This is a genomic window from Streptomyces sp. NBC_00457, assembly GCF_036014015.1.
Lineage (GTDB): Bacteria > Actinomycetota > Actinomycetes > Streptomycetales > Streptomycetaceae > Streptomyces.
Map to the genome: position 1 here is coordinate 9,998,179 of NZ_CP107905.1, position 15,694 is coordinate 10,013,872.

At 70.4% G+C, this 15,694-nt stretch carries 13 protein-coding genes and 2 pseudogenes; 5 read left to right on the forward strand and 10 right to left on the reverse strand.

What is annotated here, in order from left to right; genetic code table 11:
* Nucleotides 1–53: 53 nt before the first annotated feature.
* Nucleotides 54–1,790 carry an IlvD/Edd family dehydratase gene (locus OG828_RS45605; RefSeq protein ID WP_328504473.1) on the reverse strand — a complete coding sequence of 579 codons (1,737 nt, stop codon included), beginning with the start codon at nucleotides 1,788–1,790 and terminating at the stop codon, nucleotides 54–56.
* 99 nt (nucleotides 1,791–1,889) lie between these two features.
* Between OG828_RS45605 and OG828_RS45610 the strand changes: the two genes are divergently transcribed.
* Nucleotides 1,890–2,609, forward strand: a complete 720-nt coding sequence (locus tag OG828_RS45610; RefSeq protein ID WP_328372724.1) for a FadR/GntR family transcriptional regulator — start codon at nucleotides 1,890–1,892, stop codon at nucleotides 2,607–2,609.
* Nucleotides 2,610–2,657: 48 nt separating this feature from the next.
* On the opposite strand, the gene OG828_RS45615 is transcribed toward OG828_RS45610, so the two are convergent.
* The 4 genes from OG828_RS45615 to OG828_RS45630 are packed head-to-tail and all read right to left on the reverse strand — an operon-like array spanning nucleotide 2,658 to nucleotide 8,157.
* Entirely contained in the window at nucleotides 2,658–5,030 is a 2,373-nt protein-coding gene (locus OG828_RS45615) for a beta-glucosidase (protein WP_328504474.1), read from the reverse strand.
* Nucleotides 5,031–5,046: 16 nt separating this feature from the next.
* Complete coding sequence (locus tag OG828_RS45620) at nucleotides 5,047–5,940, reverse strand: carbohydrate ABC transporter permease (RefSeq protein ID WP_328370710.1); 894 nt, start codon at nucleotides 5,938–5,940, stop codon at nucleotides 5,047–5,049.
* 1 nt (nucleotide 5,941) lies between these two features.
* Complete coding sequence (locus tag OG828_RS45625; RefSeq protein ID WP_328370712.1) at nucleotides 5,942–6,844, reverse strand: carbohydrate ABC transporter permease; 903 nt, start codon at nucleotides 6,842–6,844, stop codon at nucleotides 5,942–5,944.
* Nucleotides 6,841–8,157 carry an extracellular solute-binding protein gene (locus OG828_RS45630; RefSeq protein ID WP_328504475.1) on the reverse strand — a complete coding sequence of 439 codons (1,317 nt, stop codon included), beginning with the start codon at nucleotides 8,155–8,157 and terminating at the stop codon, nucleotides 6,841–6,843. Before OG828_RS45630 ends, OG828_RS45625 begins: the two co-directional genes overlap by 4 nt.
* Before the next feature lie 250 nt (nucleotides 8,158–8,407).
* Here OG828_RS45630 and OG828_RS45635 point away from each other — a divergent pair, with 250 nt between their 5' ends.
* Nucleotides 8,408–9,418, forward strand: coding sequence for a LacI family DNA-binding transcriptional regulator (locus tag OG828_RS45635; RefSeq protein ID WP_328370716.1), 1,011 nt, complete (start codon nucleotides 8,408–8,410; stop codon nucleotides 9,416–9,418).
* A 37-nt stretch (nucleotides 9,419–9,455) separates the two neighbouring features.
* Here the strand turns inward: OG828_RS45635 and OG828_RS45640 are convergent, their stop codons facing one another.
* Entirely contained in the window at nucleotides 9,456–10,346 is an 891-nt protein-coding gene (locus OG828_RS45640; protein ID WP_328505051.1) for a LysR family transcriptional regulator ArgP, read from the reverse strand.
* A 69-nt stretch (nucleotides 10,347–10,415) separates the two neighbouring features.
* Here OG828_RS45640 and OG828_RS45645 point away from each other — a divergent pair, with 69 nt between their 5' ends.
* Both OG828_RS45645 and OG828_RS45650 read left to right on the forward strand, forming a co-directional pair.
* Nucleotides 10,416–11,027: a LysE/ArgO family amino acid transporter gene (locus tag OG828_RS45645; protein ID WP_328504476.1), complete on the forward strand. Its 612-nt coding sequence runs from the start codon at nucleotides 10,416–10,418 to the stop codon at nucleotides 11,025–11,027.
* 80 nt (nucleotides 11,028–11,107) lie between these two features.
* The gene (locus tag OG828_RS45650) at nucleotides 11,108–12,406 is read left to right on the forward strand and encodes an MFS transporter (protein ID WP_328504477.1); all 1,299 of its coding nucleotides are present in this window, start codon (nucleotides 11,108–11,110) and stop codon (nucleotides 12,404–12,406) included.
* A gap of 4 nt (nucleotides 12,407–12,410) precedes the next feature.
* Here OG828_RS45650 and OG828_RS45655 read toward each other — a convergent pair whose 3' ends face one another.
* From OG828_RS45655 to OG828_RS45665, 4 genes and pseudogenes are all read right to left on the reverse strand, one after another.
* Nucleotides 12,411–12,863 carry a cyclic nucleotide-binding domain-containing protein gene (locus tag OG828_RS45655; protein WP_328370724.1) on the reverse strand — a complete coding sequence of 151 codons (453 nt, stop codon included), beginning with the start codon at nucleotides 12,861–12,863 and terminating at the stop codon, nucleotides 12,411–12,413.
* Nucleotides 12,864–13,129: 266 nt separating this feature from the next.
* Nucleotides 13,130–13,669: pseudogene (locus OG828_RS49740) on the reverse strand (ornithine decarboxylase); the annotation flags it as partial.
* A 211-nt stretch (nucleotides 13,670–13,880) separates the two neighbouring features.
* Nucleotides 13,881–14,834, reverse strand: a pseudogene (locus tag OG828_RS49745) (aminotransferase class I/II-fold pyridoxal phosphate-dependent enzyme); the annotation flags it as partial.
* A gap of 51 nt (nucleotides 14,835–14,885) precedes the next feature.
* The gene (locus OG828_RS45665; RefSeq protein WP_328370729.1) at nucleotides 14,886–15,107 is read right to left on the reverse strand and encodes a hypothetical protein; all 222 of its coding nucleotides are present in this window, start codon (nucleotides 15,105–15,107) and stop codon (nucleotides 14,886–14,888) included.
* Between the two features lie 151 nt (nucleotides 15,108–15,258).
* On the opposite strand from OG828_RS45665, the gene OG828_RS45670 reads away from it, so the two are divergent.
* Nucleotides 15,259–15,690: an ATP-binding protein gene (locus tag OG828_RS45670; protein WP_328370732.1), complete on the forward strand. Its 432-nt coding sequence runs from the start codon at nucleotides 15,259–15,261 to the stop codon at nucleotides 15,688–15,690.
* The last annotated feature ends 4 nt before the right edge of the window (nucleotides 15,691–15,694 follow it).

Genomic DNA, 15,694 nt, shown 5'->3' on the forward strand with positions numbered 1-15,694 from the left:
GGGCGGGGAGGCTTGTGTGTGGGTCGGGGGTGTTCGGGGTGTTGGACGGTGGCTCAGTGGGAGTCGCGGGGGACTTCGTGGCCGCGGCTGCAGCGCAGGAAACCGAAGTCGGCTCCCTCGTCGGCCTGTCCGACGTGCTGGGTGTACAGCCAGGTGTAGCCGCTGGTGTACCGCGGTGCGGGCGTCTGCCACAGCTCACGGCGCCGCTGGAGTTCGGCGTCGGCCACGTCCAGCCGCAGGGTGCGGTTCGGGACGTCGAGGACGATCGGATCGCCGTCCCGCACCAGGGCGAGAGGGCCGCCGACGGCCGCCTCGGGGGCTACGTGCAGCACCACGGTCCCGTACCCGGTACCGCTCATCCGGCCGTCGCAGACACGGACCATGTCCGTCACGCCCGCCTTGAGCAGCTTGGCGGGCAGCGGCACGTTGGCGACCTCGGGCATGCCGGGGTACCCCTTGGGGCCGGCGTTGCGGATGACGATGACGGTGTTCTCGTCGACGTCGAGTTCCGGGTCATCGGCGACCGCGTGGTACGCCTCGGGGGAGTCGAAGACGCGTGCGGGGCCGCGGTGGGTGAGCAGGTGCGGTGACGCGGCCGACTGCTTGATCACCGCACCGTCGGGACACAGGTTGCCGCGCAGCACGGCGGTACCGGTCCCGGCCGGTTGGAACGGGACGTCGAGGCCGGTGATGACGTCCGCGCCGACGCGCTCGGCGTCCGCGACGTTCTCGGCGACGCCGTGGCCGGTGACGGTGATCTGATCGCCGTGGAGCAGTTCGCCCCGGAGCAGTTCGGCCATGACGGCGGGCAGCCCGCCCGCGTAGCAGAAGTCCTCCATCAGGTACCTGCCGCTGGGCATCAGATTGACCAGGGTCGGCACCACGCGGGCCAGTTCGTCGAAGTCCTCCAGGTCCAGGTCGACGCCGACACGTCCGGCGAGCGCGGTGAGATGGATGATCGCGTTGGTGGAGCCGCCGATGGCCGCGTTGACCCGGATGGCGTTCTCGAAGGCTTCCCGGGTCAGGATCCGCGAGGGGCGCAGCTCCTCTTCCACCATCCGCACGATGCGCTGCCCCGCCGCCTGCGCGGTCTCCATCCGCCGGGAGTCGACGGCGGGCCAGGCCGCCGAGCCGGGGAGCTGCATGCCGAGTGCCTCAGCCATGCACGCCATGGTGGAGGCGGTGCCCATCGTCATGCAGTGGCCGTTGGAACGGGCCATGCAGCCTTCGGCGAAGAAGCACTCCTCCTGCGTCATCCGCCCAGTCTTGAGGTCTTCCTCGAACTTCCACACGTGGGTGCCGGACCCCACGTCCTGGCCTCGGTACTTGCCGTTGAGCATCGGCCCGCCGGTGACCATGACCGCGGGCAGGTCGACGCTGGCGGCGCCCATGAGCATGGCGGGCGTCGTCTTGTCGCAGCCGGAGAGCAGGACGACCCCGTCCAGCGGATTGGCCCGGATCAGCTCCTCGACCTCCATGGCCATGAGGTTGCGGTAGAGCATGGCGGTGGGGCGCATCAGGGTCTCGCCGGTGGCCATGGTCGGGAACTGGAGCGGGAAGCCGCCCGCCTGCCACACGCCGCGCTTGACCGCTTCGGCGACGCGTGTCAGATGGGCGTTGCACGGGGCGAGTTCGGAGGCGCTGGTCGCGATGCCGATGACGGGACGCCCGTCGAACACCTCATGACCGAAGCCCTGGTTGCGCATCCAGGAGCGGTACACCATCCCGCTGCGGCCTTGCGCGCCGAACCACGCCTGGCTGCGGCGGCTCGTCGTCTTCGCGTCCGTCATGTCCCGCTCCTGTGGCTCGTGTGCCGACCGGTGCGCGTTCCCGTAGGGTGAGACAATCATTAAATGATTCGATGAATGGCGTCCAGGGGGTGAACGAAGATCGTGGTGGTTTTCCGGACCAAGCATCAGCAAGTGGTCGACGAGCTGGGGCGGCGCATCGTCGGCGGTGCCTGGGAGCCGGGGGAGCCGCTGCCCGTCGAGGACGCGCTCGCCACCGAGATCGGCGTCAGCCGCGGCGGGCTGCGGGAGGCGGTCAAGGCTCTGGTGGCCAAGGGGATGCTGGAGGTACGCCCGCGTACGGGTACGCGCGTGCTGGCCCCGGAGCACTGGAACCACCTGGACCGCGACGTGCTGCGCTGGCAACAGGCCGGAGATCCCTCGGCCTTACTGCGCGACACGGTTGAACTGCGCCGGATCGTCGAGCCGGAGGCCGCCCGGCTCGCCGCCGACCGGGCCCGGCCGGATGACGTGCGCGCCCTGTACGACCTGCTGGCGGCCATGGAGGCCGCGGCGGCGAGGCCCGGGCGCGGCGGCTACGTCGAGGCCGACATCGCCTTCCACCGCGCTCTGCTGGACGCGAGTGGCAACCGCCTGCTCGGCTCCCTGGGTCGCGCGGTCGACATCGCGCTGGAACACAGCTTCCACGTCAGCACCCAGACACCCGGCGCCGTCGAGGCCTCGCTGCCGGCTCACCGCGCCCTCGTGGACGCGGTGGCGGCCGGTGATCCCGCGGCGGCGTCGGCGGCCGTGCTGTCGATCATCGAAGCGGCCGAACGGGAGATCGCCGAGTCGCCGGGGTTGCGGCGGGCCCCCGGTTGAGTGGTCACCACCGCCTCGGGGCTGCTTGAAGCTACCCGATCACCCCACCTAGCCGGCGTCCTGCTCGAACGTGGCGTGGAGGCGCCGCGTGTGATCCACGTGGCGCTCGGCCCCGGTCAGCGTGACCCTGGCCGTCAGGCGTGGACCCGCGCTGGACGCGGCCAACCGCACTTCCAGTTCGCCCGGTTCGACCACCCGCCGACCGTCGCGTCCGGTGAAGGCGGCGAGGTCGGCCGGGACCGTGACATGGATGCGGCGGGCCTCGCCCGGCCTCAGCTCGAGTCGGGTGTAGCCGACGAGGCGCTGCACCGGCTGGACGACGGAGGCGACCGGGTCGTGCAGATAGAGCTGGACGACCTCGGCGCCTGGCCGTTCGCCGGTGTTGCGGACAGTGAAGGTGAGGGTGAACTCGCCGTCTGTCGGGGCCTCTTGGACGTCCATGATCAGGTCTGCCCAGTCGAACCGCGTATAGGACAGGCCATGGCCGAAGGAGAACGCCGGGGTCGGGTCGATGTTGGACACCTCGCTGGCGTGCGCGAGCCGCGCGCCGAGGTACGTGGCCGGCTGGGAGCCCGGCCCACGCGGCACGCTGACCGGGAGACGTCCGGAGGGATTGATACGGCCGCTGAGCACCCCGGCAATCGCGTGAGTGCCCTCCTCACCCGGGAAGAAGGACTGCACGATCGCAGCGGACTCGTCCACGGCCCGGCCAAGGGCGTACGGCCGTCCCGCGAGCAGCACGGTGACCACGGGCGTCCCCGCGTCGAGCAGGGTGTCGAGCAGTTGCTGCTGCGCACCGGGCAGGACCAGCGCCTCGGCGTCACATCCCTCGCCGCTGGTGCCCTGCCCGAAGAGCCCGGCACGGTCGCCGAGCACCACCACGGCGACATCGGCCTCGCCGGCCACCCGGGCGGCTTCGCGGATGCCGGAGAGGTCTCCGTCGTCGATTCCGGTGCCGCGGGCGACCGTGATCTCGGCGTCGGGAAACTCGACGGCGAGAGTGTCGCGCAGCGTGGGCAGCTCGATGCCGAGCGGGGTCCCGGGGTGGCGCACGCCGATGTGCTGGGGGAAGGAGTAGCAGCCCAGCACCGCTGTGGGCTCGGTCGCGTTGGGGCCGATCAGAGCGATGCGGCGCGGCCGGGCCAGTGGCAGAGTGCCGTCGTTGGTGAGCAGGATGACCGCCTTCTCGGCGATTTTCCGGGCCAGTTGACGGTTCTCGGGCCGGTCCAGGTCGACCTTGCCGCGCAGGGCGTCCGGGTCGTCGAGGTCCGCGCCGTCGAGCGCGTCCGGTGTGGGGTTCCAGTCGGGGTCGAGCAGGCCGAGCATCGCCTTCTGGAGGAGAACGCGGCGCACAGCGCGGTCGATGAGCCTTTCCGGTACGCGGCCCTCGGTGACGGCCTCCACGAGGGGTGTGCCGAAGGTCTTGACGTTGGGCAGTTCGACGTCGACGCCCGCTGTGAGTGCGGTGCCGGCGGCGTCGGCCCAATCGGCCGCGATGCCGTGCAGGGTCTTGAGGAAGGCGACGCCGAAGTAGTCGGAGACGACGGTGCCGTCGAAACCCCAGGTGTCACGGAGCAATCCGGTCAGCAGGTGCTCGTCGGCGGCGGCGGGAATGCCGTCGGTGTCGGTGTAGGAGTGCATCACGGACCGGGCACCGCTCTCGCGGACGGCCATCTCGAAGGGGGGCAGCAGGACATCGGCCAGCTCGCGGGCGCCCACGGAGGAGGGAGCGAGGTTACGGCCGGCGCGAGAGGCCGAGTAGCCGACGAAGTGCTTGAGGGTGGCGACGATCCCGGCGGACTCTAGGCCCTGCACGTACGCCGTGCCGATGGTGCCGACGAGGTACGGGTCCTCGCCGATGGTCTCCTCGACCCGGCCCCAGCGGGCGTCACGCACGACATCCAGGACGGGCGCGAGTCCCTGGTGGACGCCGACCGCACGCATGTCGCGGCCGATGGCGGCGGCCATGCGCCGCACCGTGTCCGGATCGAAGGTGGCGCCCCAGGACAGCGGAACGGGGTAGGCCGTCGCCCCCCAGGCGGCGAAGCCGGCCAGACACTCGTCATGCGCGAGAGCGGGGATGCCGAACCGGTTCGTGGCGGCGATACGTCTCTGGGTGCGGGCCAGGGAGAGCGCGCCCAGGGCGGGGTCGACCGGAACCGTGCCGAAGGGCCGGGTCAGCTGGCCCAGTCCGTCGGGCAGGAGCGCGTCGAGATCGACGGCCTCCTCCATGTCGTGCTGATGGGGGGCCACTTCACCGCCCTGATCGGAGGCGCCCACCCACACTCCGTACAGCTGGGCGGTCTTCTCCTGAAGGGTCATCGCGTCGATCAGGGCGTCGACTCTCGCGGTGACGGAAACGGTGGGGTCGCTCCAGAGGGAGATTCCGGCGGCGTTCTCTACAGCCACGTTGGCGTTCACTTTCCTCCCACGCCCATCATCGGCTGAATCCTGCGGTCAGACCGCTCAGCAGCTGACGGCGGCCGAACGCGTACAGGATGATCAGGGGCAGGGTGGTGAGGACGACGGCGGCCAGGATGGCCGGGACGTTGACCCCGTACTCGCCCTGGAAGGTCCACAGCGCGAGCGGCAGGGTCCGCTGGGACGGGCTCTGGGTGAGGATCAGCGGCAGCAGGAATCCGTTCCAGATGGTCAGAGCGTTGAAGATGGTCACGGTGAGGATGGCCGGGCGGGTGAGCGGCGCCGCCAGGCGCCACAGCGTCCCCCACTCGGTGGCTCCGTCCACCCGCATCGAGTCGAACAGCTCCTTGGGCACGTCGCGGATGAAGTTGGCGAGGATCAGCACGGACAGCGGGATGGCGAAGGCGATCGACGGCAGGATCAGCGCCAGCAGGCTGTCGTACAGCTGCAGCTTGATGATGATCAGATAGACCGGGATGGCCGTCGCCTGCAACGGGATGGCGAGGCCCATGAGGAACATGCCGTTCACCACGCGCAGGAACCGCATGCGCCAGCCGCGCACGATGGCGTAGGCGGCCATGAAGGAGACCGCGACCGCCGGCACCACCGCGCCGACCGTGACCACGACGCTGTTCACGAAGTAGCTGATGAAGTCGGACTCGAGGACCAGCTCGTAGTTGTCCAGTGTGGGGTCGGTCGGCGGCGCCAGCGGGTTGGTCGCGTAGTAGTTGCTCCGGGCTTTGAGACTGGTGATGAGGATCCAGTAGAGGGGTACGACGACGACGGCGAGCCAGAGCCATCCGGCCAGACCGCCGAGCCAGTTGCGCCGACGGGTGGTCGCACCGGGGCGTTGCCCCCGCTCGCGTGGGAGGGTCTTCTGCGGTTGCGGCTCGGTCAGCGTGGTGGTCATGTCAGGCTCCCTCAAGCTGGCTCTCACCGGCGTCCCGGCCTCCGAGCCGGCGCAGCAGCAGGGCGATGGCGAGGCCCATCAGGACGAGGATGACCGCGATGGCGCTGGCCGGCCCCATCAGGTCGGCCTGGAAGCCGCGTTTGTACATGTCCAGCGCGAGGACCCGGGTGGCGTCTCCGGGGCCGCCCTCGGTCAGCACGAAGATGAGGTCGAAGAAGGTGAGCGACCCGATCACCATCAGCGTCGACGAGGTGATGATGGTGTATTTGAGCTGGGGCAGCGTGATGCTGAAGAACTGGCGGATCCGCCCGGCGCCGTCCAGCTGTGCGGCCTCGTACAGGGAATGCGGGATCTGCTGGACGCCCCCCTGGTAGATCAGCGAGTGGAACGGGACGAACTGCCAGGAGACGACGAAGACGACGACGCCGAAGGCGAGCCAGGGGCGCCCCAGCCAGTCCTTGCTGAGCCACTCGGAACCCAGCCCGGCGCCCAGCCCGAAGTTGGGGTCCAGCAGCGCCCGGTACGCGACCGCGATCGCCGCGGAGCTGAGCAGGAGCGGCACGAAGTAGATCAGGCTCAGCACCGCGCGGTAGCGCTGGCGGCCCGCCAGGAACGTGCCGAGCAGAATGCTCGCCGGTGTCTGAACCGCCCAGGACACGGCCATCACCAGGAACGTCACCCAGAGGGCATGCGGCAGCCCGGGGTCGGTGAGCACCGCACGCCAACTGGTCAGCCCGGACGGGTGGATGGTGCCGATCCCGTCCCACGTCGTGAAGCTCAGCACGAAGACGCCGACGAGCGGGACGACGGCGAAGCCGACGAAGAACAGCAGCGCCGGCACGGCCAGCCAGGGGAGGATGCCGCGCCGGCCCTCGCGCCCCGTGGAGCTCGTGAGTGCGCTCACTTGCCGATGACCTTGTTGAGATTCTCGGTGAACTGCCGCGGCGAGATGGACAGTTGGAACAGCTTGGCGATGTTGTCAAGCAGCGTCTCGGCGGCCGTCGGGCTGAGCGCCTGGTCCCAGGACTGGCCGAACGACTTCGCGTTGCTGGCGATGCCGTAGACGAACTCCAGGAACTCGGAGCTCTCGGATTCGGCCAGCAGCTTCTCCGAGCCCTTCCGGATCGGCACCGCCCCGGTCTCGATCCACTCCTTCACCTCGTCGTCCGTGAGGACGCCGGTGGCGAAGAAGTCCTTCGCGATCTTCTTCTGCTCGGCGCTGGCCTTCGAGGAGATGGACAGGTACTGGGCGGGGTTGCCGACGGAGTTGCCCGGATCGCCCTTGCCGCCGTCGACGGGTGGGAAGTTCATGAAACCGAGGCCGTCGCCGGAGACGAAGTCTCCGCCCTCGGTCTGCTGGATGCCGTACGACCAGGAGCCGTGCAGCATCATCGCGGCCTTGTCGGTGTAGAGCAGCGCCTGGTCGGCGTTGGAGTCCGCGGTGATCGAGGAGAAGCCCTTGATGAATCCGTCCGCCTTGACCAGGTCCTGCACCTTGGTCAGCGCCTCGATGGCGGCCGGGTGGGACCAGGCGTTCTTCTCGCCGTCGAAGACGGCCTGGAACACCTCGGGGCCGCCGATGCGGTCGAACAGGAACTCCAGCCACATCATGTTCGTCCACCGGGACTGGCCGCCGAGGGAGAACGGCGCTATGCCCTCCGCGTTGAGCTTGGGCACCAGGGCCATGATGTCGTCCCAGGACTGGGGCGGCTCCACGCCGACGTCGTCGAAGACCCTCTTGTTGTAGAACAGGACGATCGGCTCCACGCTCTCGAACGGCATCGCGTAGATCTTGCCGTCGACGGTCGCCGCGCCGAACGACGACGGGAAGAGCCGGTTCTTGATCTCGGGGTTCTCGTCGAACCACGGCGTGAGGTCGTCGACCTGGTCGGACTCCACGTAGGTGCGCAGCGTGCCGCCGCCCCACCCCCAGATGATGGTGGGCGCCTTCCCGGCGCCGATGGCGGTCTTGATCTTCGTCTTGTAGGCGTCGTTCTCGAAGGTGGTGACCTCGATCTGCCCCTTGGGGTTGGCCTCGTTGAACCGCTCCACCGCACCGGTCCTGACGCCCTCCTGGGGCATGCCGCTCAGGTGCCAGTACGTGGCCTTGCCGCCGCCCTTGCTGGGACCCGACGAGCCGCAGGCCGTCAGCGCCGCGGAGACCGGCACGGCGGCGGCCATGCCGAGGAGGGTACGTCGAGAGAGGGGTATCTCCATGTCTGTTCTCCGCACTCGAGAGCCACCGGCTACTCGTGAGTCGTGGTGAAAGGTTTTCGAAACGTTTCGAAACTTCCCTTTTCGAGCCAGCTCGTTGTGCCTGTGCGTGCAAACTAGATTTCCGGCTGACGGCCTGTCAAGGTATGTGCAGCCACGCTCGAAAAGTCTTGGGAGAGACCGAAACATTTCGGAGGTAAGGGCAGGTAGAGTGCGGCTCACTACACCGGTGGACGTACTGCTGGAGGAACCGATGCCACCCAACGCCAGACGCACCACGTTGGCGGACATCGCCCAAGCGGCCGGGGTCTCCATCGCGACCGTGTCCAAGGTGGTCAACGGCCGCGGTGAAGTGGCGCCGCAGACCCGCGCCCGGGTGCAGGAACTGCTGCATCAGCACGACTACCTCGCGCCCGTGTTCCGCCATACCGAATCGATGGCGAGCCCGACGATCGAGGTGCAGTTCCAGGGGGGCCTCAAGTCGTATGTGGCCGAGACCCTGGAAGGCATCGTGGACTCCGCCACCGAAGTGGGGGCCTCAGTGGTGATCAGCAAGGCGTCCCGCGCCCCGCACTGGGCGCGGGACCTGGTCTCAGCCGGGCGCCGTGCCGTCATCGCGGTCACCAGCGTGCACACCGCCGCGCACCTGAAGGAGCTGGCCCGGGCCGGGCTGCCGCTGGTCGTCCTGGACCCGCTGCACCTGCCGGACAGCCGGGTCAACAGCGTCGGGGCGACCAACTTCGCCGGCGGCCTGTCCGCGACCCGGCACCTGCTGTCCCTCGGCCACCGCCGCGTCGCCTATCTCGGCGGACCGGCGATGGCCGTGTGCAACCAGGCCCGCATGCACGGCTACCGCGCCGCCATGGAGTCGGAGGGAGCGCCGGTACCCGACGCCTACGTCCGGACCGGAGAATTCACGTACGGGACCGGCTTGCTCGGTTCCGCGGCGCTGCTGGACCTGGAAGAGCCACCGACGGCGATCTTCACAGGCAACGACGAGATCGCCCTGGGTGTCATCGAGACCGCCCGCGCCCGAGGCCTGCGCATCCCCGAAGACCTGAGCGTGGTCGGCTTCGACGACACGCATCTCGCTCAGATGGCCTCACCACCACTGACCACTGTGCGCCAGCCACTACGCGAGATGGGCGGCGCCGCCCTGCGCACCGCCCTCCGACTGGCCAACGGCGAGAAGGTCGAGTCCCACCACATCGAACTCGCCACCGAACTCGTGGTACGCGCCTCCACGGCGCCGCCGGGAGGGTAAGCCCAAGGTGAATCCGGCGATCGGGCGGCGAAGCAGGTCACCAGGAGCGAAGCGTCTCAGCAGCCGTAGCTGACACCGCGTCGGCCACCGCCGCCAGTGCGGGTGAGTCCAGCTTCCACTGCTGCCAGTACAGGGGCACGTCCACAGGGCGCTCCGGCGCCAGTTGAACCAGCCGCCCCGCTCGCAGCAGCGGCACGGCCTGTGCCTCGGGCAGCATGCCCCAGCCGAGACCGGCGGCGACGGCAGCCGCGAAACCCTCCGAGGTGGGGATGAAGTGCCGCACCGGGCTCGCTCCCCCCTGACCTCCCCCCGGCAATCGCCGTACGAAGCCGTCCTGGAAGTCGTCCCGTCGGTCGAAATTCACCACCGGCGCGTCCCGCAGCGGCCCACCGCGATACGCCTCGGCGAACTCCGGACTGGCCACGGCGACGTAGCGCATCCGGCCCAGCGCCCGCACCGAGCACCCCGCCACGGCGTCCGGCGAGGAGGTCACCGCCGCCATCACCTGGCCCTCCCGGAGCAGCGCCGCCGTATGGTCCTCGTCCTCGCGGCGCAGCTCGAAGCAGAGCCGGGGCTCGGCGGGCAGGCGGGCGAGCGCGCCCAGGAACCAGGTGGCGAGGGAGTCGGCGTTCACGGCGATGGACACCCGGGTCGGCTCCCCGGCGCCGGTCATGCCCAGCTCGGCGCGCGCATCGCGCTCCAGCCGGGCCAGCTGGCGGGCGAACCGCACGACCACCTCGCCCGACTCGGTCGCCCGCACCGGCTTCGTCCGCGTCAGCAGCACGCGCCCGGTGCGCTGCTCCAGGGCCTTGACGCGCTGGCTGACCGCCGACGGCGTCACATGGAGGGCGGACGCCGCCGCGTCGAACGTGCCCTCGTCCACCACGGCGAGAAGGGTCCGTACCTGGTCGAGCGGCAGGTCTGTCATCACGACTGCTAATGATACGTAAGAATCTTTAGCTGTACTCCAGGCGGCGCTTTCCCTAGCGTCGCTGCCATGTCCCACGCACTGTCCGCCGCGGCCGCCGGATTCGGCACCGGCCTCTCGCTCATCGTCGCCATCGGCGCCCAGAACGCCTTCGTCCTGCGCCAGGGCATCCGCCGCGACGCGGTCCTCCCTGTCGTCGCGATCTGCGCCCTCTCCGACGCGGCACTCATCGCGCTGGGCGTCGCCGGTGTCGGTGCCATGGTGGTCGCCTGGCCGGGGGCGCTGACCGCCGTCGGCTGGATCGGCGGTGCGTTCCTGCTCTGCTACGGCGCACTCGCCACACGCCGGGTGTTCCGGCCGGGCGCCCTGACGGTGGAGGGGGAGGCCGCGGGCTCCCGCAAACGTGCCGTGCTCACCTGCCTGGCCATGACCTGGCTCAACCCGCACGTCTACCTCGACACGGTGTTCCTGCTCGGCTCCGTAGCCGCCGACCGCGGCTCGCTGCGCTGGACGTTCGGACTCGGCGCGGTGTGCGCCAGCCTCTGCTGGTTCGCGGCCCTGGGCTTCGGCGCCCGGCTGCTCAGCCGCTTCCTCGCCCGGCCCGCCGCCTGGCGGGTCCTGGACGGTCTGGTCGCCGCGACGATGATCGCCCTCGGCGCGACGCTCATCGCCGGAACCTGAGGCTGCGGATTCGTGCGCTCAGCCGGTGGTGCCATAGTGATCCCTTGATTCGAAAGATGTAGCGAGCATCCAGGGACCCCGTGGACACGAGCGAGAGCAGCCCCCACTCCGACTCCGAGGCCGCCGAGAAGGCGGGAGGACCCCGCCGCGGCTGGCGCCGCTGGGCACTGGACACCCGTCCGCTGCGCCGCCCCGCCTATCGCCGCCTGTGGAGCTCGACCGTTGTCACCGCCGTCGGCAGCCAGCTCACCGCCGTCGCCGTGCCCAAGCAGATCTACGACATCACCGGCTCCTCGGCCTGGGTCGGCTACGCCAGCCTCGCCGGACTGCTGCCCCTGGTGGTGTTCGCGCTGTGGGGTGGCGCGGTCGCCGACACCATGGACCGCCGCAGGCTGCTGCTGATCACCAACAGCGGCATAGCCGTCACCTCGCTGCTGTTCTGGATCCAGGCCGCCGCCGGGCTCGGCTCGGTGGCGGTGCTGATGGTGCTGCTGGCCGTGCAGCAGGCCTTCTTCGGCCTCAACGCCCCGGCCCGCAGCGCCTCGATCGCCCGCCTGGTCCCCGCGGACGAACTGCCCGCCGCGCAGGCCCTCGGCTCCACCGTCATGCAGACCGGCCTGGTCGCGGGCCCGCTCCTGGCCGGCGCCCTGATCCCGGTCATCGGCCTGCCCGAGCTGTATCTGATCGACGCCCTCGCCCTGTGTGCCGCGGTCTGGGCCGTCGTACGACTGCCCGCGCTGCCGCCCCTGGACGGCCGGCCCGCCCGACGTGCCGGGCTGCGGGAGATCGGGGCCGGGTTCCGGTACATCTCCCTGCACAAGGTGCTGTTGCTGTCGCTCCTCGCCGACGTCGTCGCGATGGTCCTCGGCATGCCCCGGGCCCTGTTCCCGCAGCTGGCCGCCGAGACCTACGCGTCCTACGGCGAAGGGCTCGCGCTCGGCCTGCTGTTCGCGGCGATCCCCATCGGGGCCGTGCTGGGCGGGCTGTTCTCCGGCACGTTCTCCCGGGTCCGCCGGCATGGCTTGATGGTGATCGGCGCGGTCGTCGTCTGGGGCGTGGCCATCACCGGCTTCGGGCTGAGCGGCAGTCTGTGGCTCGCGGTGGCGTTCCTGGCCGTGGCCGGGGTCGCCGACATGGTCTCGATGGTCTTCCGCGGGGCGATCCTGCTGTCCGCCGCCACGGACGAGATGCGCGGCCGGATGCAGGGCGTGTTCACGGTGGTCGTCGCGGGCGGGCCACGCCTCGCCGACCTGCTGCACGGCACCGCCGGCTCCGCCTTCGGTCCGCGTACGGCGGTGGCGGGCGGCGGCGTCCTGGTCGTCGCCGTGATGCTGGGCCTGGCCGCCGTGATGCCCGCACTGCGCCGCTACCGCGTCTGACGCCCTACAGGCCTCGCCGGTGCATCGCGTACTGCTCCATGAGCTTGCCCCGGGTCGTCTCCAGCCGGTGCGCGAGGATCTCCGCCACGGTTCGCACCAGCGTCAGCCCGAGCTGGGCGTCCTCCTCGCACAGCTCGAGCACGGCCGCCGCGTCGAACTCGTAGGCGCGTACGGGGCTGAACGCCTCCGCGCCGAAGTCCCACTCGTGCGGCGGGAACAGCCAGGACCAGCCGAGCAGATCGCCCGCGCCGAGGCTCGCCACGGTGACCCGCCGCAGGGAGTTCACCCGCTGAGTGAGCGAGACGGCGCCCGAGCGGATGACCCAGAAGCGGTCGGCCGGGCCGCCCGCCTCGAAGATCCGGCAGTCCTCCGGGAAGGAGACCTCCCGCGCGAGCGCCATCAGGCGCTGCCGCTGGGGCGGAGGAAGAGCGGTCAGCAGTTTTATCGCTTTCGTCATGACGCGGGGCTCCTCGCCGGCGATCGGATCCGGTGCTTTCCCTACGCCCATTTCAGCCGCTGCCGACGCCCGGAGCACCTCGGCGGACAGCAGTTGCGGACGGCAACCCCGAGTACCCGCGGCGGGCATGAAAAAGCCCTGGCTGGACGGGGGAGGCCAGCCAGGGCCGTTCTAGGCGGTGTCGGAGGACGGATACGGTCGACCCCGTCACCACGTATGAATGAACCGTAAACCATCACGGGGCATTTCGCGCACCTGGAAGCCGGTCACGTGACCCGTTTCACGTCGTGCCCGGGTTTCACGACCCGCACCGTGTCCAGGCCCGGGTCGCTCGGGTCAGGGAGGTTCATGCCCGCGGCCAGGCCCGTGACCAGGTATCGCACCACCGGTTCGGTGAGCCGTTCGCCGGGCAGCGCGGCCGGGATCCCCGGCGGGTAGGGCGTGATCATCTCGGCCACGACGCGCCCGGCGGCCGCGTCCACCGGAACGTCCTCGGTGGGTCCGAAGAACGCGTCCCGGGGTGTCATGACCTGCTCCAGGCGCAGCTCCGCCGGTGCCGGCACGTCGACCCGCGGGGCCGGGGGCATCAAGGGCGCGGCCTGTGCGAGATCCTTCAACGCGGCCAGCAGTTCCCCGGCGGTCTGCGCGTCGTCGCCATGGGTGATCTGCATGCCGATGCGACGGTGGTCGGCCAGGTGGGCGTCCACGCTGCGGTGTGCGCGGAGCCAGTCGGCGGCCTGGTACCCGGAGATGCCTAGGCCGTCGAGATCGATCACGACGGGCAGCGGGTCGAAGTCGGCGGCTGCGCTCCGCTGGAAGTCCGGTGCACTGTCTGCGGGTGCGTCGTGGCTGGTCGCTCCCCCACTCTCGAATTCTCCCCCACTCTCGGCTTCGCTCGAGCGGGGGGACCCCCCATGAGCGGGGGGACCCCCATCGCGGCGGAGCCGCAAATGGATACAGCCCCGCGCCCCTTTGGGGCGCTGCCGAACCGCACGGGACTTCGCCGGACCCGCTTGATCCCGCACCGCAGAAATCGTCGCGGTCGTTGACGTGCATCCCGTCGATCTGCTCGATAGCGGCCCGGACCTCGGCGACGAGTTCCAGCGCGGCGCCCATGATCTCCGTCCCCCGCAGGGCCATCTGCCGGCGCCAGCCGTCGAGACCCGCGAAGATCAGCGCCGACGGGCTGGTGGTGCCCAGCAGGTCCGCCCGCAGCCGCAGCAGCTCCGGCGGGACGAGATCGCCCTGCAGATGGAAGACCGAGCCCTGCTCCAGGCCGCTGCCCATCTTGTGGATGCTGGTCACGCAGATGTCGGCGCCCGCGTCCATCGCCCAGGACGGCAGATCGTCATGGAAGGGCAGATGCGCGCCCCAGGCCTCGTCGACGATCAGCGGCAGCGAGCGCCGGTGGCAGATCCGCGCGATCGCGTTCAGGTCGGCGCAACTGCCGTACGGCGTAGGGCTGGTGACCAGCGCTCCCTTCGCGTCGGGGTGGCGCTCGAGAGCCCGCTCGAACTCCTCCGCGGACGGTGGATGGGCCAGATGCCGGGCACCGTCCCACTGCGGATCGACCCACACGGGCTCGATCCCGGACAGGATCAGTCCGGCGGCGACGGACTTGTGGGCGTCGCGCCCCACCACCAGCTTCTCGTGCGGGCCCGCCACCGTGAGCATCGCCGCCTTGACGGACAGGGAGCTGCCACAGGTGGTGAAGAACGTGTGCTCGGCGTGCACCGCGTCGGCCATCAGCTCCTCGGCGCGCTCCAGGACCCGCCCCTGGTGGAGCCGGTCGTCCAGACCGCCCGACGCCAGGACGTCACCGAGGAAGACCGCGTCCCCCAGCACCGCCCGCACCGCCGGGTCGGCCCCGCGAGCCTGTTTGTGCCCGGGCGGGGTGAACGACAAGTGCCCCCGGAGGCGATAGTCGTCCAAGGCCTCCAGGACCGGTGCGCGTGCGTGATCGGCCGTCATGCGTCTCCGGGTTCCCGGCAGCACGGCAGGCAATCCGCCCTCGTCTGCGGGTCAGCCCTCCTCGCTGTGCCTGCCCGGGGTGACGATCTCGTCCAGCACCCCGAGCACGGCCTCGTACGCCAGCGTCCGTACGGCCGCGTCCCGCGCCCTGTCCGGATCGGCGGGCGTGAGCGCGTCGCTGCGCGACCGCCACATCCGCTTCTCCCGTTCGGCGTAGGCCCTGGCCCGCTGGATACGGCGCAGCAGTTCGTCCGAGTCCACGACATCCGTCATGAGATCCGGGTACCCCCGTCTCGGGCTGCGACGACCCGCACTCCTGTTCCCTGGCAGAGGTTTGGCGGGATGCGCACGGGTGAGGCGAACAACTGTGACCTCTTACACAGCCGGGCCCGGCTTCTTTCCGTATCGAACAGGAGCCAGAGGTATGTACGAGGATCGCTGGACCGGCATCGGCGCGTCGGCCCCGAGCCGCCCCGGGCGGAGTTGCGCACCCGCCGAGGCGCGCAGAACCGTGGAACGTGTGGTGACCGAATGCTGCCGCGCCACGGGAACCGCGTGCGGCGCCGACGCCCTGTCGGACGCCCTGCTCGTCGCCACGGAGCTGACGACCAACGCGATCCTGCACGGCGGCGGGGTCACGGACTTCCGGGTCGACATCGAGGGACCAGCGGTACGGGTCTCGGTCTGCGACCGCAGCGACGCCCTGCCGGTGACCGAGCCGCCCATCGACGCGGAAGGGCGGCAGCGGCCGGGCGGGCGCGGCTGGCCGATCGTCCTGCGGCTGGCCCGCGATGTACGGGTCGCGGACCTGCCGGCGGGCGGCAAGTGCATCACCGCCGTGGTGCCGCTGTCCTGAAGAC